This window comes from Streptomyces sp. NPDC031670, from assembly GCF_055580545.1.
This window is the reverse complement of record NZ_JBVILC010000008.1, coordinates 104,223-129,999: the sequence shown is the minus strand read 5'-3', so window position 1 is coordinate 129,999 and position 25,777 is coordinate 104,223. Positions and strand designations below refer to the sequence as shown.

Here is a 25,777-nt window from a genome sequence, read left to right as displayed (position 1 = left end):
TACGCGAGAGCGCAGATCGGCCGTAGGGGGCCGGCCGGCTTGTGGTGCGAGCGAGTCCGGGGCCTGCTATCCGATTCCTGTGATCACGGCTGTGGCGGACAGCGCCGGCGCGCCGAGGGCGCCGACGAGGCCCGCGGTCATGGCGGGCCGGCGATCAGCCACCTCACTCAGGTGAGCCCGTGCGGCCAACACGAAGGTGACCCCGCCGGCCACGAACCAGGCGGCTTCCTTGTCCAGGCGCTGTCGGGGTTCTCCGCTTCCGAGTAGCGTGCGTGCCGCGCACCACCTGGACGACCGCCCTTGCCCTCACATGGCACTCGGGGGCGTCTTTCCCCGGGAACCATGACGACCCGGAAGGAACTGCCAGTGGTCCTCGAACGAGCAACCCGGAACAGACCCCGCTCCGGACGGCGCGGCCTGCTCGCGCTCGTCACCGCCGTACTGTCGGTGCTGATGATCGGCCTGACCGGCACGCCCGCGCAGGCCGCGGGATTCACCCCGATCAACGTCTGGAACTCCAGCCACTGCCTCGACAACGCCACCGAGAACGCCGCGAGGCTTCAGATGTGGTCCTGCACTGGCGGCAGTGAACAGAAGTGGCTGGAGGGGTTCAACACCCAGACGGGCCTGTTCACCTTCACCAACCAGCGCACGGGCCGGTGCATCACCGCGCCGGCGTCGGGACCGGGAACGGCCACCATGGCGTTCTGCAACGCGGCCGACACCAGCCAGCAGTGGCGCGTCTTCTACGCGGACAACCCCAATGGGCCGCCCTCCGGCTGGTACGACGTCTGGCAGAACGTGTCGAGCGGGTACTGCCTGTCCACCCCCAGCGTAGGCAACGGCACCCTGGTGCAGACGACGACCTGTGACGCCTCCGTCAGATACGAGAGGTGGCACACGCAGTAGCCACCCTGCGGCGAGCCGGCCGATGTGGACGGTCGGTCGGCTCGTCGGCTCGTAAGCCCGTCGGCCCGGTCCGTCGTCGACGCCCCGCACCTGCGGTACGGATGCGTCAGGTGGCGTATGAACGGCGGCGCCACTCTGAGGCCGCCCAGGTCCGCGGAGGCCGAGCTGGCCCCCCCCATGTCGACGTCATGGCAGGGGAACTGGCCGGCCGGATCCACGCCCGCGATGAGTGGGCATGGACTCGGGTGGGCGGGGTAGATGGGCGGGGCCGGCCGGGAAGGGGCTGTGACCTGGGGAGGTCGAACACGCCCCTTCCCGGCCGTTGGCGCTCCCGACTGGGTGGCCGAGCTGCGACGAGCGGAGGGCGGCCGTCTCAGTCGACGGTGACGGTCATCTTGCCCAGCGCCTCACCTGCCTCCATGATCCGGTGTGCTTCGACGATCTCGTGGAAGCGGAAGGTCCGCACCGGCCGTGCGGGCAGCGTTCCTGCCTCGACCTTGGCGTAGATCTCGTCCAGGGGGACGTCGCTGAGCGGAAAGTCGGGGCTGCCCAGGACGAAGGCACTGCCGAAGAAGCTGAGCTGGACGCCGGTGGGGAGGTCGGTGATCGGGTTGAACTCGCGCACCGGCTCGAAGCCGCCGAGAAAGCCCAGCTGGCAGACCCGGCCCCGAGGGCGGACCGTGGCCAGACTGTCGCGCAGGACGCTGTTGCCGACGAGATCGAACACCGCGTCAACGGGGTTGTCTCCGTTGACCTGGGCGGCCAGGTGGCCGTCGTCGATGAGGACGTCCTCGGCGCCGAGCTCCTTGAGGAGCGCGGCGTGCGCGGGGTTGCGCGTGGTGGCGAGTACGTTCGCGCCGTGGTCGACGGCGAGGTTGACAGCGGCCTGGCCGAGGGAGGACGTCGCTCCCCGCACCAGGACCCGTTCGGCGGGGCGCAGGCCCAGGTTGCCGAACAGCCCGTTCCACGCGGTGGCGTAGACCTCGGGAACCGCCGCCAGCTCGGGCCAGTCCAGTGATGAGTTCACCGCCGCCACGTTGGTGGCCGGTACGGTGACCAGCTCGGCGTAACTGCCGTTCCGGGTGCGTCCCATGCCGCCAAGGATCGCCACGACCCGGGTTCCGGGGGCGAGCCGGCCCGAGGGGTCGGCCTCGACCAGTCCGGCGCACTCGATCCCCGGGACGGCCGCGACATCACCCCAGGTGCCTGCGCGCATATACGCCTCGGCGTGGTTGAGGCCGAAGGCCTTGACCCGGATCAGCACCTCTCCGGTTGCGGGTACGGGGTCGGGCAGGTCGGTGATGTGCAGCATCTCGGGGGCGCCGTAGGCGGAGATGACGATGGCCTTCATGGATCAGGCTCCGTTCTTGAATGGGTATTCAACTATCGGGTCCGAAAAAAGAGCCACCGCTCGCGGTGGCCCATCGGGGGAGAAGTCGTCAGTCGAGGACGGCGAACGCGGCGTCGACGATGGCGCGCAGGACCTTCTCGTCGGGATTGGCCTTGCCCACGACCATCAGCCCCTGGCACGTCGCGACCAGCAGCTTGGCGTTGGCGGCCGGGTCCACCGAACGGCGCACCTCGTCGGCGTCACGGGCGTTGTGAAGGGCGGTCGCCATGCACTGTTCCAGGCGGGCCAGATGGCCGCGTACGACAACGGCGGCCTGGTCGTCCTCGGCGGCGTTCTCGATCGCAGTGTTGACCAGCAGGCATCCCTGACGGCCCGCCGGGCTGAGCAGGTCGCTCACCAATCCGTCGAAGTAGCCTCGCAGTGCGGCCAGGGAGGCGCCGGGCGCTGCCAGCTCGCCGAGCTTCTGAGGAACGATCAATTGCGAGTAGCGCTCCAGCGACTTCAGGAACAGTGTGCGCTTGCCGCCGGGGAACACGCTGTAGAGACTGCCGGGCTTCACCCCGGTCGCCTTCACCAGGTCCTCGATGGAGGTGGCCCGGTAGCCCTGCTGCCAGAACCGCAGCATGGCCTGGTCCACTACGGCGTCGGGCTCGAACTCTCGCGGTCGGGGCATGCCACGAAAATACATGAATGGTTATTCAAGAACAAGGTCCGGCGCCAACCCGTCTTCGTTCGACTGCCGTTGCGGCCGACCGCATGTGCCGCGCCCGGCAAAAGCCCTGGTGGCGCGATTGCAACGGCTCCTGTCGCGGCACCTGAATGTTCGGATACTTTGGCATGATCGCCGCGTAGCGGCCAACGAGATGGAGCTGAGTGTGGAACCGTCATCGCCTGCCCGTGCGCCCGAGCGGACGGGCAGCACGATAGGCCTGTTCTGGGTCAGTGGGGAGCGCGTGTATGTGGGCACGCCTCCCGCGCCGGGAGGAGCCGGTGTGCTGCTCTCCCCGGTGGGGATACGGATCACCGGGCTCGACCCACAGGCGTGGCGCTGGTCGGCCGTGATGGATCTGCGGGTGACGGAAGCGCCGGTCCGCTCCACGCTCGTACGCTGGGCGGCCCGTGGACTGTCGGTGGCCGCAGCGGCCCTGGACGCGTGGGTTCCCGGCAGCCCGGCAGAGATGACGGCCGTCATCACCACGACGGAGGGGGACCGCGTCGAGTGTCCCGTGTACTCAGGCGCCGCGGTCGCCTACACCCAGCGAGAAATTGATCTCTCGCTGGGGCTGCTCGCCCGCTTCACGCGCGGTGAGTCCTCGCCTGCCGTCCTGACGACCTGGTGGAACGAGACCCAGCCCGCCGAAGTCCTGCGGTCCCGTGAGCGTGAGGCTGTCCTGGAGAGCTGGCTGGGCATGGCATGAATCCAGCCAAACGCCGGCCCGGCCAGGTTGCAGCGCGGGGACTGCTTGCGTGATGACCGGACGGGCTTCTGACCGGGGTCACGCGCCGCGGGTGCGGGTGGTGAACAGCAAAACCAGTGCCAGCGCCTGTATCGCGGCGACCACCGTGATCATTACGGGAATCGAGTAGCCGTACAGGGCGCCGACCAGCGCCCCGCCCGCCAGGCTCGCTGCGCCTACGGTGCCCGCGAAAACACCGTAGGCGGTCGCCCGACGACCGGCCGGGACGAGGTCGGCGACGGTGGCGCGCAGGGTGGACTCCTGGATGCCCGTCGCGGCGCCCCACACCAGCGCGCCGAGCACCGCCGCGGTGAGCGTGCCGGTGAAGGCGAGTGCGGGCACGGCCGCCGCCAACAGGGGCAGCACCGCGAGCACCCGTGGCCCCAGGCGGTCGTACGCCCAACCCGTGGCCAGCGCCGCGACCGCGTCGGTCGCCATGGCGCCCGCATACAGCACCGGCACCCAGGCCGCCGTGAGCATGCCGCGCTGGACCAGGTGGAAGGAGAGCAACCCGAAGGTGGCGAAGCCGCTGGTGGTGGCCGCCGTGAACGCGGCGTACCGCCAGAACGTGGCGGGAAGCCGACCGTCCGGGGCCGCGTACCCTCCGGGCGCAGCCGCCGGCTCGTAGGCGGCCGGGTCCGGTACGCGTCGGCGCAGCCACATCAGCAGCCCGAGCACTGCGACGCCCGGCGCCGCGAGCACACCGAGCGCGGGTGCGTAGTCGTCGTGGGTCAGCGCCAGCACTCCGGCGACGGTCAACGGACCGATCAGAGCGCCGATCTGGTCCATCGCCTCGTGCACGGCGAACCCGCGCCCGCGCCCGGTCGCGGCGGCGGCGTAGGAGAGCAGGGTGTCCTTGGCCGGGGAGCGCACCGCCTTGCCCACCCGCTCCCCGATCACCAGCGCGCAAGCCGTCCACACCACGCCGACCAGCCCCAGGAGCGGCACGGTGATGACGGTCAGTGCGTATCCGGCGATCGCCCAGGCCCAGAACCGGCCGCTGCGGTCCGCCAGCGGGCCCGAGACGAGCCGCAGTCCGAGAGCCGCCGCCTCGCCCGCCCCGGTGACCACACCGACCACCAGGGCCGAGGCGCCGAGCGAGGCGAGCAGGGGCCCGGTGATGGAGCGCGCACCCTCGTACACGAAGTCGGCGAGGAGACTGACCATGCCGAACCAGACCACGAACCGCCACGGCCGCATATCCGCGGGCGCCCTGTCCTGCCCCGTCACGCCCACACGGCCTCGGCGACGGCGACACCCACGAAGACCGCCCCGAGCCCGGCGATCACACTCACGATCACATTGGCGACCGCGTAGAACTTCGCCCCGTTCTCGACCAGCCGGAACGTCTCGTAGCTGAAGGTCGAGTACGTGGTGAGTGTCCCGCAGAGGCCGGTTCCGAGGAACAGCCGCAGGTGCGAGGAGGCCGCACCGGCCGTCGCCGCACCGGTGAGCAGTCCCAGCACCAGGCACCCCACGACGTTGACGGTGAAGGTGCCCCAGGGAAAGACGGTGTCGTGCTTCTTCTGGACGGTCAGATCGGTCAGGAACCGCAGGGGCGCGCCGACCGCTGCCCCCAGCACCACGAACAACCAGTTCACTCGGCCTTCTCCCGCCCGGCGTACCGGATGACCTCGCAGTCGTCGAGGATCACCAGCCCCTCCGTGACCAGCTCGTCCAACTGCGGCAGGAAGCCGCGGATCAGGGGTTCGCTGTCCACGATCACGATCGCCACCGGCAGGTCCTCGCTCAGCGAGAGCAGCCGCTGCGTATGGATCAGGGAGGAGGCGCCGAAGCCCTCGATGCCCCGGAACACGCTCGCACCGGCGAGCCCCGCCGCGTGGGCGCGGTGCACGATCTCGGTGTAGACGGGTCTGTGGTGCCACAGGTCGGTCTCACCGATGAAGATCGTCACCCGTAGTGCACGACCGGTCAGCCTGGTCATGATCGCCTCCACGCCAGTACGCGGCGCGTCACCGACACCGCAGTCCACACCGCCGCCAGCGCCGCCAGCAGCGTCAGAGCCAGGTACGCCAGAGCCGCCGGCGCCCGGCCGCCGGTCACGAACCTCTGAATGTCCACGGCGTACGTGGAAAACGTCGTGAAGCCGCCCAGGACACCCGTACCGAAGAAGGGCCGCACCAGCCGGTGCGCAACCCACACGTCCGTGATCACCACCATGAACGCGCCCATCACCGCGCAGCCCACGACGTTCACCAGCAGCGTCGTCCAGGGGAAGCCGTCGGGCGGCATGGGCCATATGAGGGAGGCCCCGTACCGGGCCGAGGCCCCGATGATCCCGCCGAGCGACACCACCGCCACGACCGGCGCGAGCCCCCGGGCCCACTGACGGCGCCGCGCGGGCTCGGACAGACCGGCATCGGGATCGGTGGCCTCCGCGGCCACCCGGGACGGCTGGGCTCCCCTGGACATACGTCTCCTACCTGCAGGGCACCCGCATCCGGGCACACGCCATCGCAAGTAGGGACCGTTGGCGGCACTGATGCCGCGGTTCGGGTACGGCGGGCCCCACCACCGCGCGGCAACCCCAAGGGATCACCGCTGTCACCAGGCTAGCGCCCCCGGTCGGCCGCCCGCGAACGGGAGCGGGCCGGGTGTGGCCGCCGGGCGGAACCGGACGGCGGGCTTGTCCAGTGCGAAGACGGCACCGGTCCGCGCGTGCATGTCGCACTGGTTGGCGAACGTTTCCCGGTAGTGCACAGGGTGCCCGTTCCATTGACCACGTGCCTCGGCCGTGACGGGGCTGTAGTTGAGGTCGCACGGGATGTCCTGCTGGGGGCTCTCCCGGAGCTCGCGGATCTCGCGAATGTCGCCGTCGACCCTGTCGAGCTGCGCGCACGCTTGAGCAGCGCGGGCGTGGTGCCCCTGGGGGGTGGGGGTGCACTGGAGCAGGGTGCCCCGGGTGCTGGAGGCGTGGCTGTCGCCGGTGGTGGTGCTGAGCTGGAGCCAGTTACCGGTAGGGGCGGCGTGCGCGGGGCCGGGAACCAGGGCAGCGGCGAGCGTGAGTGCGACCAGGGCGAGAGGAGGGCGGTGAGGGGCCTTCGCGGAGGGAGAGAGATGTGCCATGTCTTCGGCGTCGGCAGGACGCCCCGCGCAGGTGAGCCCGCTCATCCGAACGTGTCATCCCCGGGCGGGCGAACCCGTTCGAAATGCCCCTCGGGGCGCTGCTGGAGACGACGTGGACCGCCGTAGCCCGCCGCAGTCGAAGAACAAGCTCAGTCGATGTCCTGTCCATCGATGATCCAGCTGACACCCTGACGTCCGTCGCCCATGGCGAGGTGGACGAACCAGATCTCGTCGTCGGCCAACTCCCACGTCAGGCAGGTGAGTCCGGCGACGAAGGCGGAGACGTCCGCCGCGGGAGCCATGGCGTCCAGCCCACCGAACTCCCTGAGCATGCGCCACAGGGCCATGCGGCCGAGTGCGGGGGAGACGACCGTCCCGTACGCACTGCTGCCACCCAGGGCCAGCACCAGATCGGGGTACGCGGCGGCGAAGGCGACCGGCGTCGCGTACGTGGGCCGCTCACTGGCGGGGCGCCCTTGGAGGAACCGGGCGACGGCCTGCTCCGGCTCGCACGGCACAGGTCCGGAGATCTCTACGAAACAGTACGAGGGAGCACCCGGCACCAGCGGTTCGGGCACGGTCGGCGTGGGCGCGCTGCCGCCTATGGCCCGGGGAAGCCGGAGGCGCCCTTCGCGCCCGACGGCGGACAGGCCGGGGACGGCGGCGGCACCACCGCTCCGGCCCGCCGAACCGGCATGGGTCTCGGCGTCCCAGAACTCAGCCTCCCAGGCGGCGAGGGACAAGGGCGCGCCACCGTAGGCGCCCGGTTCGAGCGAAGCGGGCTCGCCGACGGGGGAGGACAGGTAGGGGGAGAGTTCTTCTCCGCGCAGGATGCGTGCGTGTGCCACAAGGTGGCGCAACAGCGGGTGACGCAAGTGGGGTCCGACCTCCTGCCAGGTCCGGACCTGGGCCATTACCTCCCAGAGAGCACCCGAGTGGGCCGGCCCGTCCTCGAACTCCCGCTCAAGGATCCGCGCGGCATCCGCCACCCGTGAGACGGGCAGCTCGACCACGGCGACCCGCGCCACTCTGCCCCGGCACTGCCGCAGTTCGCGGTCGTCCTCGGGAGAGGGTAGGCGCGCGGGATCGGCACATGCCGCGTCCAGGGCGTCGTAGAGCCGGACCAGTCCGTCCCAGTCGCGCTCGTCCGCGAGCCGGTCGCTCTGGTTGAAGACCTCGCCCCAGGTGAAGTGGTGTGCCATGTCAGGAAAGTCTGTCACCGATGGAGTGGAGCCAGGCAGCCGGTGTGTACGGGGCCGGCGGGTCGACCTCCATCCCGAGTTCGGCGGTGGCCACGGCGTAGTCGGTCTCGGTGAGGTGGAGGGCGAGGAGTTCGTGGACCTCCCCGGCGACCTTGGCGATAAGGGAGCGGTCGGTACTGTCCAGGTAGTCCTGGAGCGCCGCGTCGTGATCCTCGAACTCGGCGGCCATGTCCTGCGAGAACCAGCCGCCGAGCAGTTGGGCGAGCTCGGGGAAGCGGGAGTGCCATTCCCAGTGGCTCAGGGGAGGGCCGGGCGGCGGCAGCTCGCCCTCCTCGATGCTCTGCCGCACGTGGTCGGCGAGGACCAGCAACCAGCTCTGCACGTCCCCACCGGGGCGACCGGTGTCGGGCACAGGGTAGAACTCGCCCAGGCGCTGCCGCAGTCGCCCCGGCGGGTTGCGGGCGTACTCGCGCAGTTGGGACTCGGCGGTGGCCAACGCCCAGGGGCGGGTGTGCCAGGTGTGGCGGAGATAGGTGTCGAGGGCCTGGCTGCGCCGTTCCGGGGTGTCATCGGCGGACATGCCCAGGTAGGCGCGCATCACCTCGTCTAACTCGCCGTAGAGGCGGTCGTGTTGGAAGGGCTTGAGGGGCATGGTCGGCCTCAGACGTGGATGGGGAACGTGTGGTGGACGGTGAAACCGTGGGGACTCGTGTCGCTGCGCTTCAGCACGACACGTGCGGCACGGACGTCGACCGGGTCTCGCCCGGCCAGCATCATCGCCTGGAGCAGGACGCGCCCGACGGGCTCGGGACGGGAGGGCCAGCCCGCCTCGATGGTGAGCCGCTGCCGTGTGGATTGGGCGAGCCAGCGGTGGATCACCTGCTCATTGCGCGTCACGACCGCCTGGGTGGCCCACTGCGCGGTGGCACGGTCGGTGTATGTGGCGGAGCGGGTTCGCATAGATGGCTGCCTATCGCGGAGTCGGGGCGGTACCCAGTGGTCCGGGGGCTGTTCGGAGAGCGTACGGCTTCAGGTTCACGGCGGCGGCTGGCGATCGGAGGGCATGGCGGTGAAGACGACGTACGGGGGGTGGCCGCCCGGGACGGGGCGTATGACGACGAGGACGTTCATGGACGGGTGCGGTGTCGCGTCTCCGTCCGTCCAGGTCGTACCGGTCGGCTGGGCGAAGGTCAGTCCGAGGTCGCGACTGGACGGCGGCGCGGGATTTTTGGCCAGATAGTTCTGGAGCTTCTGCTGGTTGGCGGGGTCGTCCAGGACGGCCTGGGTCAGCCGTTGGGCGGTGGCGAGATCCACGAAGGTCGAGGCCCTGGCGGGCACGTTCGGGTTGCGGCTCGGGGCGTCCCGCAACCGTTGTCCGAGCTGCTCGTCGGTCAGCCCGACGTGCCGGTCGACGACATGGGCGCCGCTGACCCCTTCCTGGTTGGCGAGATCCACCGGAAAGGTGTGGTTGCTCTCGTGGTCTCCGGCGACGGTGTAGATCGGGTTCCCCTGAAACTTGGTGAGCGCGCGCGCTCCGAACACCTCGGCGCGGGCTTCCTCCTTGCGGAACTCCGGGGCGCTCAGAAAGGCCTCGTCGAGCGCGGCCATAAGCCGGTTGAGTTCCGGTATCTGCCGGGTGACGCGGTTGTCGTAGGCCTCGACGGCCTCGTTGAGCGCGTGCTCGTCGAGGTGCAGGACGATGCCGGCGCTGAGTTCTTCGAGTGACCTGCCCACACTCTTGGAGAAGTCCTTCCACGTCTTCACGGAGAAGGGCTTGCCGAGATTGAGGTGCGGGAGGGAGTCGAGTACGGCCTTGCGGTAGATCTGATGAAGGTCGTGCCGTACGTCCTGGGCGGCCAGGGCGTACGCGTGGAGGGCCTGGCTCACCGCGTTGCAGGTGTCGACGATCACTGCGAGGACCGGATGTGACATACCGGTGTTGTTGGCCCGGTCGTGGGACCAGACGTAGCCGTCGCGGTTGGTTCCCCACGCGGTCGTGCCCCATACCGCGCTGGAGAACTCGCGCATGGCGGTGTACCAGTCGCTGTTCGTCTGGTCGGTGATCCTGGCCAGCACGGTGACCAGGTTGCCGTCGGTATTGCCGGCCGCCGAGCCGGGGACGATCCAGGCCTCGGCGACGTCCTGCAGCCGCTGGTGGTTGGGCAGCGGCAGGATGGTGGCCGCTTTCCCGAACCGGCAGGCGTGCTCCAGCAGGGGGCGCAACACGACGAGGAAGACGTTCTCGATGTGTTCGAGGGCGCTGTCGATGAACTCCTGGGCGTCGTCGTGGGACCCGTACTTGAGTCCGGGTACTTGTCGGTACTGCGGCGGTCTGTCGATGACCGCCGGGGGCTGGTGGTGCGGGATCCCGATGTTGCCGGAGGGACCGGCGGGCAGGGTGGCCATATCGGCGACGGCGTAGTTGTTCGCCGTCACGGTGAGGCCGACGGCGGCGCCGCCGATGCTGGCGACGGATTTGGCCCACACCTCCAGCAGCCGGTTGCCGACCTTGGTGTAGGACTCGGCGAACTGCCGAGCGGAAGTGCCGAATCCACCGCAGTCGGGATGTTTCTCCAACTCGTCGAGGAAGTGTTCGGCGGCCTTGTGGAAGTGGTCCTGCTGAACACCGATGTCGTCCGAGGCGGTGTAGAGCTTGGTGGGCGTCACGGAGAAGCCGCCGCTGGGTGAACCCGCGGCGGGAACGGTGGCCGGAACGGTCATCAGGCCGCGCCCCAGCCCCGCAGGACACCCCGATGCGCTGCCGCGTAGTTGGCGTGCCCCGTGGTCACCACGTGGTGGAGCCAGGCCTGTCGGGCCTGGAGGTCCTGCATGTCGCGGTCCCACCGGTCGAGTTCGGCGACGAACGCGTCACGCGCCTCGCCGTCCCAGGTGAGCACGACCTTCTCGGTACGGGTGTACAGCGCGTCGAGCTTCTCGTTGAGTTGCTTGAGGATGTCCTCCAACTCGCCTGCGGACTCGCGGAGGGTGCTGAAGCGGACGGTTATGTGATCGTCGGGGCCGGACATTGCGGGGCCCTCCTGGGAGTCTGGGAGGCGGGGCGGTGCGGGGCGGGGGCAGGGCGCGGCGGTGCGGGAGGAGCCGGGGTCTACAGGTCGGTGATGCTGCTGCGTGGGCCGGTCGCGCTCGCGGGAGGGGAGGACTGGAGGGCATCGGCTTCCCGGGCGACGTCGATGTGGTCCTGGATCTGGCGCATCTGGGCGAGGACGGCGAGGTCCTGGTCACTGAACCCGTCCCGGCCGAGACGTACGGCTTCTTCGACGACGGCGAGGATCTCCCGTATCCGTACGGCGTCCTTGGCCGCACCGCGGTGCAGATCGCGGTAGGCGGCGGAGGCGGGGCTACGCCATCCGGCCTCGATACGGTCGACGATGCCGTCCATGCGACGGACCTGTTTGTCGAGGTGGACCTGCATGTCGTGCAGATCACGGGCCAGCGTGGCCAGCCCGTCTTCCTCGGGCACACCGAGATCCGGCTTGCCGTGCATCACGCCCACCCCCCGGAGACAGCTGACGGGGACTCTACAACTGCGGTGTCTGGCAGGGGAGTTGGGAATGCGCCAGATGTGCAGGGTGAGGTGGCGAGGTGCGAAATATCTTTGCCGGGGGAATGGCTGCTATTGCACGCGTTCTCCTTGGGTGCGGGGCTGGTGCGAGTCGAGCCGCCTGCCGCTCCACTTCGCTGATCGCTAGCGCTCGTCGGAGCGCTTGTTGTCGGCGGCGATCAGCATGCCGAAAACGGGTTTGCCCTCAAGGGGGCGGAGTGTCTGCCGGGCGTCGGTGGACCACACGCTGGGTCCCGATGAGTCGTTGCCGTCGGACATGGCCGGCCATTCCTGGGTTCGCACGGCGCGGGCGTAGCAGACCGCGTCTGCCTGGATCCGTGCCCTTTGCGCGTCGGGCGCGTACTCGGCGGTCTCCGCAAGCTGGTCCAGGGCCCGGGCCTCCCCGCGCGAGGCGACTTTGGCTTTGCCGTAGGAGCCGTTGGCGGTGACCAGGACGAAGGCGAGCAGTAGGACGGTCAGGGTGAGGAGGGGATTGACGAGGTCCTTGACGGCCATGCCCATTTCGTCGTCCTCGCCGAGCAGTCTTGGCTGCAGCCAGCGGTTGGCGGCCAGACGGAGAGTAGGGCAACGACGGCGACGGCAATGACGAGGACCACGAGGGGCCACCTCCGGGGGGGCAGGCGGGAGTCTCTTGCAGCGGGCGCGGCAAGGCGCCGCGAGCATGTCGTGCTCGCCGGTGCCCCCCGACCGCAAAACGATCATCGCCCCCGGGCGAGGAACCTCTGTTCCGCCAGAAGGATCGCTCACCTGGAGGGCGGGGTCTCACCGGCCATGGTGTTCGTCGAGAGGTGGAGCTCACCGTTTTTGCCACGGTGGGCTGTCCGGTCGACATGAAGGCATGGGGCGGCGGACCTTGGGGAGGCTGCCGCCGAGCGAACAGTACTCAGGGAGACGCGGACCTCGGAGCAGGCTAATCTGAAAATAAGGGACATTCGAGGTAGAGGGGCGTTCCCTGAACGCTGGGTAAGGCGGCCCCTGAGGGGATGCGCGCGGTCGGCGCGGCTTTGGGCAGGTCACCCGAGACCGGCCCCGGTGAGCCGGGTGTGGCAGGAGCCTCTGGGGGCGAACCACCTTGGTTCGGCATGGGCCCGAATCGCCAGGAAGGTCGATACGCATGGCAACGCCTCAGATGGAGTTCGTCCACTGGAAGTCGGCCGACCCCAACGGCGCGACCGGGTGTCTGGGCCCCGTGACACTGACCGGACCCATGGGCACGGCTTTCTTCTTCAAGGACGACTACCCCGGCTTCGGATCCACGGCCTTCAACCCGCCGTTGGCTGCCACCGGCATGGTGGAAATCGTCGGAGCCGCAGGTCACGAATTCAAAGCCACGTTCACTATCCCGTTGAAGGATCCTGTCTTCTATCTGGGATCACTCAGCTCCACGCTGACGTTTACGCAGGTTGCGCCGGCTACGACGATCATTCAGGTCACCCGGGTCAGCGGCGACACCGATTTCAAGGTGACCGGCAACCAGGTCACCGGCAAGGCGTTCCAACCTCCCCCCGGGTCGACCGCGCTCACTGATTCCAACGGCATTGTTCGCCTCACTGGAACCTTGACGTCGGTCACCTTCACCCTGACTCCCAACCCCGGCAGCACCAACCCCCAGGAAGGGGTCTTCCTCCAGATCGGCGGGACGCCCTGACCATTGGTCACCTTGGAGTCCGCGCCCAGGGGCGGCCCGTCTCTGAGTTCGCACAACGAAACCGTCAAAGTGGTTGGGGGCGCGCGCGTTGCCCCGGAGAGTCCTGATCTTGCCGATCCGTCGCACGCGGTTCCGGCTTGCGATGGTCACGGACACGCACGGCGGGGAGCCGACCAACCATCCCATACCGGAGGATAGCGTTCCGATGACCGGTGGCTGAAGTTGTCCCCTGCGCAATCACGGCTCCCGAGCGGCGTGCTTGCATGTGTTCATGATCGTTAACGCGCAGGAAACTTCCGGACCGCGAACATACCTGGACCACATCCTGGAGCACTGGCACAAGGACGAGGACGCAGAGGCGCTTGCCCAGGGGACCCAGCGGCTGACCCGGGGGGAGGCTCGGCGGCGGCTGTTCAGTCTGGGGCACGCGCTGCGCCGGCAGGGGCTCGCGCCCGGCGACGGAGTGGGGTTGTTCCTGGCCAACCGCGTGGACTCCGTCCTGGTGCAGCTCGCGGTCCATCTCATCGGCTGCCGCGTGGTGTTTCTGCCGCCCGAGCCAGGACCCGGCGAACTCGCCGCGCTGGTCGAGCAGTCCAAGGCGCGCGTCGTGGTCACCGACCCGGTCTTCGCGGCGCGCGCCGCCGACGCGGCCGGCCGCAGTGTCCACGCACCCGTGCTGCTCAGCGTCGGTCCCTGTGAGCAGCGGTGTACGGACCTGCTGGCCGTCGCGGCCGAATGCCCTGTGGTGCGCCCCGAAGGCGTGCCCGCCCCGGCGGCGGACGAGGCCGTCACCGTCCTCTACACCGGCGGCACCCTCGGCCGCCCCAAGCTCGCCGCGCACAGCCACCGGCTGTACGACGTGGTGCTGGATCTCGTGGAGGACGGCCCGCAGGACTCCCCCTCCCCGGGGTTCTTCCCGACCATGGAACCCGGTACGGACCGGGTACTCGTCTCCACGCTGCTCACGCACGGCAGCGGCCACCTCACATCGATTCAGGCGCTGGTGCGCGGTTGCGCCCTCGTCGTGCTGCCCGAGTTCGAGGCGGGCGCGGCACTGGCGGTACTGAGGGAGGAGCGGATCACCGCCACCATGTTCGTCCCGCCCATGCTGTACGCGCTGCTCGACCACCCGGAGTGCGAACCGGGCGTACTCCCCGGGCTGCGGAGCATCGTCGTCGGCGGCGCGGCTTCGTCACCCAGCCGGCTCCAGCAGACGGTCGAGGTCTTCGGGCCCGTACTCAGTCAGGGCTACGGGCAGTCGGAGGCGCTCGGCATCGCCGCGTTCGGTGCGGAGGACCTCGCCACCGAGGGAGCCCAGCGCCCCGAACTCTGGCGCAGCTGCGGTCGCGCGATATCCGACACCGAGATCGAGATCCGTGGTGAAGATGGTGCGACGGCGCTGCCCGCCCGGCAGATCGGCGAGGTGTGCGTCCGGGGCAAGTCCGTGATGCTGGGTTACTACGAGGACCCGGAGCGCACCGCGGAGGCGTTCTACGGTGACTGGCTGCGTACCGGGGACATGGGCTACCTCGACACCGACGGGTACCTGTACCTCGTCGACCGGGCCAAGGACATCATCATCACCGGCAGCACCAGCGACAACGTCTACTCCCGGGTCCTGGAGGACTTCCTGCTCACGCTGCCCGGTGTGCTCAACGCGGCGGCGCTGGGCGTGCCGGACGAGGACTACGGGGAGGCCGTACACATCTTCCTGGCCACGGCCGAGGGCGCTGATGTGGACCCGGACGTGGTCGCCGCCGCGGTCACCGCCGAGTTGGGGGAGCTGTACACGCCCCGGAGGACGGTCCTGCTCGATCGGCTGCCGATGACCAAGGTCGGCAAGGTGGACAAGAAGACGCTGCGCGCCACATGGAAGAGCACGGCCCCGGGCACTCCGTAGGGGGCCCTGCCACCGAAGCAAGTGCTTGGATCACCAGCCCCGCGAAGCGTCGGGAGGCCGTGCCCTGGGTGGCGGCCGATGCGGCGGGCATCCCCTTGTCGGCCATGAGTACGAGAATCAGGTCGTCCAGGTCCCGCACGCAGTCGAGCCGGAACCGCAGGTCCGCGGCGAAGTCCCTCGGAAACGTCGTTGCTAAGCGGACGTGGTCCTTGAAGCAACCGGCTGTACAGAGGGCTGCGCGGGGGGCGTCGCTCCGTTGCGCGCCGTGTCTTCGAGAAAGCTCAGGAGCAGTTGGAACTTGGTGTGTCGGGACAGGAAGTGGTCGGAGAGCGGATTGACGATGCCGCGCAAGACCCCGACGGACTGCCAGCGGCGCGGCACCGTGATGCGTGTCGCACGTCGCTCGATCCCCCGAACCGCTCGGCACGCCACTGTCTCCGGGGAGATGGGGGCTGCGAGGAGGCGAGGGAAGGCGACCTCGCGCATCCGGGTCGTGAGTTCGTGTCCGCCGAGCGCCGATCGGCTCATCGGAGTCCGCACCCACCCCGGATAGAGAACGCCGGCCGTGGCTCCGTGCATGGCCAACTCCACGCGAAGGGCTCGGGTGAACTGCTCGACCGCGGCCTTGGACGCCGCGTACGGAGCGTTCACGGCGCCGTTGATGTACGCGTACGTGGACGAGGTGACCAAGACGTGGCCGCGGCTGGCGATGATGTACGGGAGTGCCTCGCGCACCGTGCGCCACACTCCCAGGAGATTCACCTCGACGATGCGCTCGAACAACTCCGGGTCGATGGTGGCGATGGTGGCAGGCAGGTCGGGGCCGATCGCCGCGTTGGCGAAGACGACGTCAAGGGCACCGAACCGGTCGACCGCGGAGGCCATCGCGTTCCGCAGGGATGGCCGGTCGGTCACGTCCACCGGCAGGGGCAGCGCTCGTTCCTCGCCCAGCTCGCGGGCGAGCTGGGCGAGTGAAGAGGCGTTGCGACCGGTAAGGACCAGGTTGGCGCCTCGGGCGTGCAGGACCCGCGCGCCGGCTGCCCCGATGCCGCCTGCGGCTCCGGTGATGAAGACGGTTTTGTTCAACAGGGAGTACGTGGCCATGGGCCGTGTCCTTGTCGTGGGGGCGGGGGAGTCTCCGGAACGCGCTGCCCTCTGCCGGGCCCGGCCCCCGGGCTGGAGTTCGGAACGCCACTCATACCGGCTGCGGGACGTCGTCGGGAGTGAACCGGATGGCCGTGCCGTACAGGTCGAGCAGACCTTGGAAGGGCTGGGCGGGAAGGCTCGGCTTCCACAGTTCGACGGCCATCTCCCCGTGGTACAGCAGGGGCCAGCGCACATAGGTCCGCGGGTCGGCCGGATCGTTGACGGCGCGTGAACGGCGAACGGTGTCGCGGGCGATCTCGACAGTGAGGTCGGTACCGCAGCCGAAGCCGTAGGGGAACTGCTCGCGGTCGGCCTCGACGGTTTCGATCACCGTGTGGTCGCTGGAGACGACGCCGACATGGGCGTGGATGCCGGCCCGGATGAGAGGCACCTCGCGTTCTCCGTCGGAGTCCAGCACCCAGGTACCTGACGGGTCCTTGGTGACGCGGACGGTGGGGCAGGCTTCCATCAGGGCGCAGATCTCCCATGTCTCCACTGACGGTTGCATCGGCAGCACGCCGCTGGGGGCCAGGACGCGCAGGCGCCGGCCGTCGGCCAGACGCGGCTCGACGGCCACGGTCTGCTCTCGTGTCAGGTTGCGCTTGTCGACGTCCCAGGAACCTGAGGCGCTGACCACCAGGCAGTTGAGATCGGGGTCGAAGGCGAACAGCATGCCTTCGCTGAAGCCCCGCATCCCCATGTAGACCTCGTACATGTCGGCCAGTTGGTCGGAGACGAAGTCGGACACCTTCACCGGCGCAGGCAGCAGTCCCAGCTCGCCCATCCGCCGGCCGGCCCGGGCCAGTTGCTCGGGGGCGGCACCGGCCTGCCACGCCTCGGCGGTGATCGCGTCGCGGACGGTGTCGTAGTCCTCAGCGACCTGCCGGGCGCACGCCGCGGTGACCAGCCGATCACGCATGCGGTCGGCGACATCCGTGGTCTCGGTGGGATGGCCGCCCTCCATGTTGCAGAACGTCACCTCCGCCACCTGCCCGGGAGCATCGCCGCGGGACACGAACAGGACCTTCGGCGCGCCGAGCCGGCCCATGGCTGTGCGGGCGGTGGCGACGACCTCTGCGTGGGGCAGTGCACTGAGTCGTTCGGGCACCTCGACCACGGCGACGACATGACGGGGGTTGCGGCGCAGGCCGTGCTGCTGGCGCAGCATCGCGCTCAGCGGCGGATAACCATCGGGGATCCTCTCCCGCAGAGGCTGCGGACCTTCGGGGATCTGCCCGCACATGAGCATCAGGTCGACGTCGCCGTAGGAGCGGTCCAGGACGGTATGGCCCTGCGCCTCGAAGGATGCGACCAGATGGTCCAGGAAGGACCGCAGCGCCTGTTGTCCTGCCGACATCTCACCGATGACCTGGACCGTGCACGGACGCCACCAGCCGCACGCGGTCACATCGGTTTGTACGACGGGTACGGCGACCGGTGAAATACTCATGGCCTACCTTCCGGGAACGTTGCGGCCGTCTCGAAAGAGGCCTTCGTCGGTTGGGTCGCGGCGCGTGAAAACGCGGCAGCGACAAAGTCTTGCCGTGGATGGGTGAGAAGCCGCTTGTGGGGACGGGCTCAGGACGTCGGTGACCCTACCGGCGGCCCAAAGGAACACCTACTGAAAGTCACCCTTTCCGGGATCGAGGGATGATCAGTTGACGCGCATGCGACGTTTTTGCACGTCAGCGGTGTGAAGGAGTCGCGACCTTCAGGCTCTCGGGTGAATGGCGGAGCTGCCGCGGGCCGCCGGACATGCCGAATTCCCGCCCCGTGCGCTCAGGAGTTCTTCCCCGCCTTCACCCGCACGCCGCAACGCGTGCGGGGATTGTTCGTCGGTCTCCCTATGATCACGGCGTCCCCGGCGGCGGAAGCACCCCTCTTATGTCATTGCCTGCGGTCTTCTGCTGCCCACTCCTCTTTCGAGCACCGGGAGAACTCCGTGATCGTGGCTCCCACGAACCCTGACAGGCCCGCCGTGGCGATCGTGGGCCTCTCGTGCCGGCTGCCGGGCGGCATCGATGGACCACAGGACCTGTGGGAGGCGCTGGGGGAGGGCCGTGACCTGGTGGGCGAGGTTCCACCGGACCGTTTCGACCCCGAACGGTTCGTCGACACCGAGCGGCGCAGGAAGAACAAGAGCTACACAGCGGCGGGCGGATTCCTCCAGGACGTGACCGGCTTCGACAACGGCTACTTCCAGCGGGTCTCACCGCGCGAGGCGGCGCGCATGGATCCGCAGCACCGGTTGCTGCTGGAGATGGCGGTCGAGGCCCTGGACGACGCCGGCATCGATCAGATGGCCACCGCCGGTTCTGACACGGCGGTGTTCGTCGGCATGTCGAGTCACGACTACGCCGACTTGCAGTCCACCGGCGGTGACGCGCCCAACGCGTACTCGATGGCCGGACTGGCGGCCACCAACGCCGCCAACCGCATCTCCCATCTGCTCGACTGGCACGGGCCGAGCATGACGGTGGATACCGCCTGTTCCTCGGCCCTGACCGCCCTGCACCAGGCGTGCGAGACGCTGCGCACGGGCCGCGCGCGTATGGCCCTGGCCGGAGGAGTGAGCGTCCTGCTCAGTCCGTTCGGCTTCACCGGCTTCTCGGCCGCCTCCATGCTGTCGCCGACCGGCCGCTGCCGTGTCTTCTCGTCGGAGGCGGACGGCTATGTGCGCGCGGAGGGCGGTGGCGTGGTGGCCCTCAAACTTCTGTCCGAGGCGCTCGCGGACGGCGACCGCATCCATGGAGTGATCCTGGCGAGCGGCGTCAACAGCGACGGCAGCACCACCGGGCTGGCACTTCCCAGCGCCCGGGCGCAGGCAGCGTTGCTGGAACGGGTCTACGCCCAGGCCGGCGTGAGCGCCGACGACCTGTCCTATCTGGAGGCCCACGGGACGGGCACCCCGGTGGGGGACCCGATCGAATGCGACGCCATCGGCCGCGCCCTCGGCACCCGGCGCACGATCGGGCCGCTGCCGATCGGATCGGTCAAGAGCAACACCGGCCACCTGGAGGCCGCTTCCGGCATGGCCGGACTGATGAAAGCCCTGCTCGTCCTGCGGCACCGCCGCATCCCGCCGACCCTGCACGCACAGCCGCTCAGCCCGCACATCGACTTCGAGGGCTGGCAGCTCGATCCGTGCACCGAAGCCAGGCCCCTGGCCGGGCAGCGGCCGGTGGTCGGCGTCAACTCCTTCGGCTTCGGGGGCTCCAACGCACACGTCGTCCTGGCCGCCGCGCCCACGGCCCCTGCCGCCACCCCGAGCGAGTCTCCCGCCGGTGTGCTGCCGGTGGTGGTCTCGGCCCGCACCCCGGAGGCGCTGGAGGCCGCAGCCGCAGGCATGGCCCAGCGGCTGCGGGAGGAGACCCCTCAGGGGTTCTACGACATCGCGTGGACGGCCGCACGTCGCCGTACCCTGCACCCGCACCGGGCCGTGGTCCTGGCTCCCGACGCCCGGCAGGCAGTCGAAGCCCTGGAAGCCGTCGGCCAGGGCGCACTGCCCCTGCCCGCCGCCACCGCCACCGGACAGGCGGTGACGGACGGCCGCGTGGTGTTCGCCTTCGGCGGCAACGGCTCCCAGTGGGCCGGTATGGGGGCGGACCTGCTGCGCGAGGAACCCGACTTCCGGGCCGCGCTCGACCGGGTCGATGACGCCCTCCGGCCCCACCTGGGCTGGTCGGTGCGTGCGGAAATGGCCGCAGCCGACCCCGCGCGCATCGAGGCCACCGAGATCGCCCAGCCGCTGCTGTTCGCCTTCCAGATCGGTCTGGTGGAACTGTTCAAGGCCCGCGGCATCCGTCCGGCCGCGGTCCTGGGCCACAGTGTCGGAGAGATCGCCGCCGCCCACGTCGCCGGCGCCCTCGACCTGCCGGCCGCCGCCCGGGTGGTCGCCGAACGCAGCCGCGCGCAGGCAGCCACACGCGGCCGGGGCCGCATGGCCGCGGTCGGCCTGTCCGCGGAGGAGGCGACCAAGGAACTCGCCCCGTACGCCGGGACGTTGGAGATCGCCGCCGTCAACGGCGACCGGGACGTCACCCTCTGCGGTCCCGAGGAAGACCTCCGCGCCCTGGGCGCGGACCTGGAGCTGCGCGCGATCTTCTTCCGCATGCTGGAGCTGGACTACGCCTTCCACAGCCAAGCCATGGACCCCGTACGGGACGGCCTGCTCAAGGACTTGGAGGGCTTGCGTTCCAACGCCACCGTCCTCCCCTTCGTCTCGACGGTCACCGGCGCCGTATGCCCGGGCGAGGATCTCGACGCCGATTACTGGTGGCGCAACGTCCGTGAGCCCGTGCTGTTCGGACCGGCCCTGAACACGCTGCTCGACGCCGACTACGACATCTTCGTCGACATCGGCCCTCACCCCGTCCTGCGGCCCTATCTGCGCAAGGCGGTCAAGGACGTGGAACGGCCGGTGCTGGTCACGGCTACCTGTGCTCGGGCCGTGCCGGGGTCCGCCGCCGTCGATACGGCGGCGGCCCACGTACTGGCCGCCGGCGCCCAGACCCACTGGGACGTCTTCTTCCCGCGGCCCGGACGCATCAGCGACCTGCCGGCGTACCCCTGGCAGCGCGAGCGGCACTGGCACGGTGACCCCCAGTGGTGGCTGCGCGTCGGCGGCGAGACCACCCCCGTGCAACACCCTCTGCTGGGGGCACGCGTCCCCGTGCAGCAGCCCGGCTGGTCCAACCTGGTGGAGCCCGCCCGGTTGCCGTGGCTGGCCGACCATCAGGTCGCGGGCTCCGTCGTCATGCCCGCCGCCGCCTACCTGGAGATGGCCCTCGCCGCGGGCGGGCTCGTCCACGACGCCCCCGTCGAGGTCAACCATCTGCTCATCACCCGGGCCCTCGATGTGCCCTGGGACGACGAGGCCGCCGATGTGCGCGTACAGGTCTCGCTCAGCGAAGACGACCAGGCCCTGACGATTGCCGCGCGTACCGGCGACGACCTGCCCTGGCAGCCGTACGCCCGTGCCCGCGTGCGCCGCCTGCTGGCCGCCGCGCCGCCCTCCCTCGACGTCGCCGAGCTGCGTTCGCGTCTCCACACCCGGATGGACGCCACCGAGCACTACGCCCGCGCCCGGCGCGTCGGCCTCGTATACGGACCCGCCTTCCAGGTCCTCACCGACCTGCGGCTGCACGAGGGTGAAGCCCTCGCCTCCTACACCCTCGACCAACCCGCCGACGGCTACCACGTCCACCCCGCGCTCCTGGACGGCGCGCTTCAGGCAGGCGGCTGCCTGACCAGCGTGGAAGGCGAGTATCTGCCGTTCCTTCCCGTCGCCGTCGAAGCCCTGCGCCTGTGGCACACCCCGCCGCGCAGCGGCCTGATCCACGTACGCCTGCGCGAGAGCAACCCACAGGAAACGTGCTGGGACATCACCCTGTCCGACGCCGACGGCAGTGTCTGCCTCCAGCTCACAGGCTGCCGACTGCGCCGCATGGGCAACACCCCCACCGAACCCGTACAGCGCCTCGTCAACGTACTGCGGGCCGCTCCAGGAACCGCAGGACCGGCACAACCGAGCCCTCTGCCCTCGCCCACCGCTCTGGTACGGGCGTGTCTGCCCTACCGCGACCGTCTGGAGAAGACCTGGCGCGAGGAGGGGCACGAAGCCGGGCTGCACCGTCTGCGCGAGTGCTGCTCACGCCTGATCGCCGACGCGTTCGCCCAACTGCTGCCGGAGGGGCAGAGCGAGTTCGACACCGATGATCTGGTGGCAGGCGGCATGCGGCCTCACCACGCCCGCCTGGCCGAGCTTCTCGCAAGTGCCACCCGCGGGCTGGTGCACCGGATCCAGCCGGCCGGAGAAGGCCGCCCCGCACGCTGGCGGCTTCCCGACACCGACGGCCCTCCGTCGCTGGAGCTGTTCCAGCGACTCGTACGCGACTTTCCCCAGTACGCGATCGAGACGTCCCTGTTCGGCCGGTGCTGTCTGCACCTGGCCGATGTCCTGCGCGGCGACCAGGACCCGCTGGCGCTGCTGTTCGACGAACCCGACCGCCATATGATCGAGTACTTCTACAGCGATGCCGTCCAGCCCCGCTTCCACAATCAGCTGCTGCTCGCCCTGGTACGCGAACAGGTCCGCACCTGGCCCGAGGACCGGCCACTGCGCATCCTGGAGGTCGGTGCCGGTACCGGCGGCAGCACAGCCCTGCTCCTGCCCCACCTGCCGCCCGAGCGCACCGCATACACCTTCACCGACCTGTCCGCCGGCTTCTTCCCCTCGGCCAAGGCCCGCTTCGCCGACTTCGACTTCGTCGACTACCGCTGCCTGGACCTGAACCAGGACCCGGCCGAGCAGGGCTTCACCGCGGGCTCCTTCGACGTGGTGATCGCCACCAACGTCCTGCACGCCACCCGGGACCTGCGAGCGACGCTCGCCCGCATCACCCACCTGCTTGCCGACGGCGGACAGCTCCTCGTCCACGAGACCCACGAACCCGGGCTGCTGGCCCCCTGCTTCGGCACCCTTGAGGGGTTCTGGGACTTCACCGACGCCCCGTTGCGCGAGGACTCCCCGCTGCTGCCGGGGGAGGCGTGGGCACCGCTGCTGCGTGAGTGCGGCTTCGACGAGGTCGCCCAACTCGGACATGACCGAGCCGCGCCGGAACTCGAGTACTCAGTGCTCTGTGCCCGTCGCGCGACACGTACCACCGCCCCCCTCGCCCCCCTCACGCCGCCCGCCACCCCGAACGCGCGCTGGCTGCTGGCCGGGGAGAACCCCGACAGCGACCTGCTGCGCGACCTCGTCGACGTACTCTTCGAGGCGGGCGCCGATGTCCGCGTCGCGGGTCTGGACCAGACGCCCCGGCACTGGGCACAGACGGCGGGGGAGCAACAACCCCCGCACACGGTCCTGGTCTTCGACGCCCACCCCGGCGACAGCCCCGCCGAAACATGCGACCAGGCCGTCGCCCGACTCGGTGTACTGCGGGACCTCGCCGAAGCCGGCTCGCACCTGCCGACCGGGGGAGCGGCCCACCTGTGGATCGTCACCCGGCCCAGCGGCATCCACCCCGCCCCCGAACGACCGGGCGCTCCCCAGGACGCGGCGCTGTGGGGCGCTACTCGCTCCCTGGCGAACGAGGTCCCCCAGCTGACCGTCCGGCGCATCTCCCTGGACGCCGGGGACCGGGCCGCCGACGACGCGCGGCGCCTGGCGGCCGAACTGTTCCAGTCCAGCGACGAGGACGAGATCGTCCTGACCCGCGGCGGTCGCTTCGTCCCGCGCACCGTCCCCCGGCCCGCCTCCACCACCGCACCCGATGCCTCCGCCTCAACACCCTTCACGCTGCGCCTGCACGACGCCGGTCTGCGCCCCCGGCTCACCTGGACTCCGGACCGGCCGCAGCAGTGCGCGGACGACGAGGTCACCATCGCCGTCGCAGCGGCAGCACTCAATTACCGCGACGTCATGCTCGCCGTCGGCCTCCTGCCGCCGGGCGCGGAGACACCGCTGCCGGACGGGCCGGCCCTGGGCCTGGAATGCGCCGGCACGGTCACCGCGGTCGGCGCCAACGTCACCCATCTGACAGCGGGCGACCGCGTCTACGCGCTGGCGCCCCGCAGCCTCGGCTCCCACGTGACCGTCAACGCCCGCCTCGTCGGGACCGTCCCCGACGGCATGACGTTCACGGAGGCCGCCACCCTGCCGGTGGTCTACTTCACCGTCCACCACGCCCTTGAGCGGCTCGCGCGTCTCCAGGCGGGCGAGACCGTCCTCATCCACGGTGCCGCCGGCGGCATCGGCCTCGCCGCCCTCCAAGTCGCCCGGGCCCGCGGCGCCCAGGTCATCGCCACCGCCGGCACCCCCGCCAAACGCGACCTGCTGCGCATGCTCGGCGTCCGCCACGTCCTGGACTCCCGCACCCTGGACTTCGCCGAGCACGTCCGCGACCTCACCGGCGGACAGGGCGTCGACGTCGTCCTCAACTCCCTGGCGGGAGAGGCCATCAGCCGCACCCTGGAACTCCTGCGGCCCGGCGGGCGCTTCCTGGAACTCGGCAAGCGCGACATCTACACCTCCACCCCGCTGGCACTGCGGCCCTTCAGCAACAACATCGCCTTCTTCGGCGTGGACGCCTACCAACTCATCTCCGGCCGCCTGCCCCAGGCCGGGACCTGCTTCGACGAAACAGCCCGGCTCATCGCGGACGGTACCTACCGCCCCCTGCTGCACCTGGCCTACCCGGCCACCCGGATCGGCGAGGCCCTGCGCGTCCTGCAACGCTCCCGCCACCTCGGCAAGGTCATCATCACCTTCGAGGAGCCACCACCCCTGGAGCGCACCCGCCCGCCCCTGCAACTCTCTCCGCACGCCACCTACCTGGTCACCGGCGGACTCAGCGGCCTCGGCGCGGCCCTCGCCCACCATCTCGCCGACCACGGCGCACGCCACCTCGCCCTCCTGGGCCGCCGGGGCTCCGACACCCCCGGCGCCTCCCAGCTGATCCAGACGCTCGCCGAACGCGGCGTCATCGCCACCGCCCACGCGGCCGACGTCACCCGGGAAGAGGACCTGCGGCGGACATTGGCCGCCATCGACGCCGACGGCCGCCCCCTGGGCGGGGTGATCCACGCCGCGATGGCCCTGGACGACGCGCCGCTGGCCGGGCTCACCGACGAACGTCTGCGCACCGCTCTGGAGCCCAAGATGCTCGGCGCGGCCACCCTGGACGCGCTCACCCGCGACCGCGACCTCCATCTGTTCGCGACCTGTTCGTCGGTCACCGCCTGGTTCGGCAACGCCTACCAGGCCAACTACACCGCGGCCAACGCCTACCTCGAAGCACTCACCCGCGCCCGGCGCGCCACCGGTCTGCCCGGCACGACCGTGGCCTGGGGCGCCGTCGGCGACACCGGCTACGCCGCCCGCCACGGCATCACCGACATGCTCACCCGCCTCGGCCTGGACAACCTCACCCCCGCTGAGGCCTGCACCGCCCTCACCGAGGCCGTCGCCCAGGACACCGACGTCACCGCCGCCGCCAGGATCGACTGGGCCCGCATCCGCAGCATGATGCCGGCCGTGCAGACCCCCCGCCTCGCAGCGCTCATCCCCCTCCACACTCCCCAGGACGACGGCCCCGACCAGCTGCGCCACAGCCTGGCCACCGCCACCCCCGACGAAGCACTCGCCCTGGCGGCGGACGCCATCACCCAGGTTCTGGCCGAGATCCTGCAGACCGACCCCGCCCGCCTCGACCGCGATCGCCGCCTGGACCAGCTCGGCCTGGACTCGCTGATGGCCGTCGAAGCCGTCGTCGCCGCCCGCCGCCGACTGGGCTGCGAACTGCCGACCCTGGAATTCCTCAACGCCCAAGGCATCACCGACCTCGCCCGCCGCGCGCTGATCCGCCTCGGCCACCAGACCCCGACCGTGCCGGCGCCCGCCGCGCCCAGCTCCACCGCGCCGGCTCTGACCGTGCCGGGCCCCCGCTGAGCGCTCACACCCCCTGACCCCATCGACCCCTGCACCCGCA

21 protein-coding genes are annotated in these 25,777 nt (G+C 70.2%); 5 read left to right on the top strand and 16 right to left on the bottom strand.

Going from position 1 to position 25,777, the window contains the following annotated elements:
* The first annotated feature begins 342 nt into the window (after positions 1–342).
* Positions 343–909: an RICIN domain-containing protein gene (locus ACZ5ID_RS17210; protein WP_468898209.1), complete on the top strand. Its 567-nt coding sequence runs from the start codon at positions 343–345 to the stop codon at positions 907–909.
* A 373-nt stretch (positions 910–1,282) separates the two neighbouring features.
* On the opposite strand, the gene ACZ5ID_RS17205 is transcribed toward ACZ5ID_RS17210, so the two are convergent.
* Complete coding sequence (locus ACZ5ID_RS17205; protein WP_468898207.1) at positions 1,283–2,260, bottom strand: zinc-binding dehydrogenase; 978 nt, start codon at positions 2,258–2,260, stop codon at positions 1,283–1,285.
* A gap of 88 nt (positions 2,261–2,348) precedes the next feature.
* The gene (locus tag ACZ5ID_RS17200) at positions 2,349–2,933 is read right to left on the bottom strand and encodes a TetR/AcrR family transcriptional regulator (RefSeq protein WP_468898205.1); all 585 of its coding nucleotides are present in this window, start codon (positions 2,931–2,933) and stop codon (positions 2,349–2,351) included.
* 319 nt (positions 2,934–3,252) lie between these two features.
* Between ACZ5ID_RS17200 and ACZ5ID_RS17195 the strand changes: the two genes are divergently transcribed.
* On the top strand, positions 3,253–3,678 hold the full coding sequence (locus ACZ5ID_RS17195) for a hypothetical protein (RefSeq protein ID WP_468898203.1): 426 nt from the start codon (positions 3,253–3,255) through the stop codon (positions 3,676–3,678).
* Between the two features lie 78 nt (positions 3,679–3,756).
* Here ACZ5ID_RS17195 and ACZ5ID_RS17190 read toward each other — a convergent pair whose 3' ends face one another.
* The 12 genes from ACZ5ID_RS17190 to ACZ5ID_RS17135 form a co-directional block, all read right to left on the bottom strand.
* Complete coding sequence (locus ACZ5ID_RS17190) at positions 3,757–4,947, bottom strand: MFS transporter (RefSeq protein ID WP_468898201.1); 1,191 nt, start codon at positions 4,945–4,947, stop codon at positions 3,757–3,759.
* The gene (gene crcB / locus ACZ5ID_RS17185) at positions 4,944–5,318 is read right to left on the bottom strand and encodes a fluoride efflux transporter CrcB (protein ID WP_468898199.1); all 375 of its coding nucleotides are present in this window, start codon (positions 5,316–5,318) and stop codon (positions 4,944–4,946) included. Before crcB ends, ACZ5ID_RS17190 begins: the two co-directional genes overlap by 4 nt.
* Entirely contained in the window at positions 5,315–5,662 is a 348-nt protein-coding gene (locus ACZ5ID_RS17180) for a DUF190 domain-containing protein (RefSeq protein WP_468898197.1), read from the bottom strand. The genes crcB and ACZ5ID_RS17180 overlap by 4 nt, the downstream gene beginning before the upstream one ends.
* Positions 5,659–6,150: a fluoride efflux transporter FluC gene (locus tag ACZ5ID_RS17175; RefSeq protein WP_468898195.1), complete on the bottom strand. Its 492-nt coding sequence runs from the start codon at positions 6,148–6,150 to the stop codon at positions 5,659–5,661. Before ACZ5ID_RS17175 ends, ACZ5ID_RS17180 begins: the two co-directional genes overlap by 4 nt.
* Positions 6,151–6,282: 132 nt before the next feature.
* On the bottom strand, positions 6,283–6,804 hold the full coding sequence (locus tag ACZ5ID_RS17170) for an SSI family serine proteinase inhibitor (protein WP_468898193.1): 522 nt from the start codon (positions 6,802–6,804) through the stop codon (positions 6,283–6,285).
* Positions 6,805–6,953: 149 nt separating this feature from the next.
* Positions 6,954–8,006 carry a hypothetical protein gene (locus ACZ5ID_RS17165; RefSeq protein ID WP_468898191.1) on the bottom strand — a complete coding sequence of 351 codons (1,053 nt, stop codon included), beginning with the start codon at positions 8,004–8,006 and terminating at the stop codon, positions 6,954–6,956.
* Position 8,007: 1 nt separating this feature from the next.
* Positions 8,008–8,658, bottom strand: coding sequence for a contact-dependent growth inhibition system immunity protein (locus ACZ5ID_RS17160; protein ID WP_468898189.1), 651 nt, complete (start codon positions 8,656–8,658; stop codon positions 8,008–8,010).
* Positions 8,659–8,666: 8 nt separating this feature from the next.
* Positions 8,667–8,966 (bottom strand): RNase A-like domain-containing protein, encoded by a 300-nt coding sequence (locus ACZ5ID_RS17155; RefSeq protein WP_468898187.1) that lies wholly within the window; start codon positions 8,964–8,966, stop codon positions 8,667–8,669.
* A 75-nt stretch (positions 8,967–9,041) separates the two neighbouring features.
* Positions 9,042–10,727 carry an RNase A-like domain-containing protein gene (locus ACZ5ID_RS17150; RefSeq protein WP_468898185.1) on the bottom strand — a complete coding sequence of 562 codons (1,686 nt, stop codon included), beginning with the start codon at positions 10,725–10,727 and terminating at the stop codon, positions 9,042–9,044.
* Positions 10,727–11,032 carry a WXG100 family type VII secretion target gene (locus ACZ5ID_RS17145; protein ID WP_468898183.1) on the bottom strand — a complete coding sequence of 102 codons (306 nt, stop codon included), beginning with the start codon at positions 11,030–11,032 and terminating at the stop codon, positions 10,727–10,729. The genes ACZ5ID_RS17150 and ACZ5ID_RS17145 overlap by 1 nt, the downstream gene beginning before the upstream one ends.
* Before the next feature lie 80 nt (positions 11,033–11,112).
* Positions 11,113–11,511 carry a WXG100 family type VII secretion target gene (locus ACZ5ID_RS17140; protein WP_468898181.1) on the bottom strand — a complete coding sequence of 133 codons (399 nt, stop codon included), beginning with the start codon at positions 11,509–11,511 and terminating at the stop codon, positions 11,113–11,115.
* Positions 11,512–11,712: 201 nt separating this feature from the next.
* A complete protein-coding gene (locus tag ACZ5ID_RS17135; protein WP_468898179.1) occupies positions 11,713–12,084 on the bottom strand; it encodes a bestrophin-like domain in 372 nt (123 codons plus the stop codon).
* A 619-nt stretch (positions 12,085–12,703) separates the two neighbouring features.
* Here ACZ5ID_RS17135 and ACZ5ID_RS17130 point away from each other — a divergent pair.
* Together ACZ5ID_RS17130 and ACZ5ID_RS17125 are read left to right on the top strand one after the other, a co-directional pair.
* The gene (locus ACZ5ID_RS17130; protein ID WP_468898176.1) at positions 12,704–13,237 is read left to right on the top strand and encodes a hypothetical protein; all 534 of its coding nucleotides are present in this window, start codon (positions 12,704–12,706) and stop codon (positions 13,235–13,237) included.
* Between the two features lie 271 nt (positions 13,238–13,508).
* Positions 13,509–15,137 (top strand): class I adenylate-forming enzyme family protein, encoded by a 1,629-nt coding sequence (locus ACZ5ID_RS17125; protein WP_468898174.1) that lies wholly within the window; start codon positions 13,509–13,511, stop codon positions 15,135–15,137.
* Between the two features lie 192 nt (positions 15,138–15,329).
* On the opposite strand, the gene ACZ5ID_RS17120 is transcribed toward ACZ5ID_RS17125, so the two are convergent.
* Positions 15,330–16,241 (bottom strand): short-chain dehydrogenase/reductase, encoded by a 912-nt coding sequence (locus ACZ5ID_RS17120; protein ID WP_468898172.1) that lies wholly within the window; start codon positions 16,239–16,241, stop codon positions 15,330–15,332.
* Positions 16,242–16,332: 91 nt separating this feature from the next.
* Positions 16,333–17,733: a hypothetical protein gene (locus tag ACZ5ID_RS17115; RefSeq protein WP_468898170.1), complete on the bottom strand. Its 1,401-nt coding sequence runs from the start codon at positions 17,731–17,733 to the stop codon at positions 16,333–16,335.
* A gap of 492 nt (positions 17,734–18,225) precedes the next feature.
* On the opposite strand from ACZ5ID_RS17115, the gene ACZ5ID_RS17110 reads away from it, so the two are divergent.
* Positions 18,226–25,737 (top strand): SDR family NAD(P)-dependent oxidoreductase, encoded by a 7,512-nt coding sequence (locus ACZ5ID_RS17110; protein WP_468898168.1) that lies wholly within the window; start codon positions 18,226–18,228, stop codon positions 25,735–25,737.
* Positions 25,738–25,777: the final 40 nt, after the last annotated feature.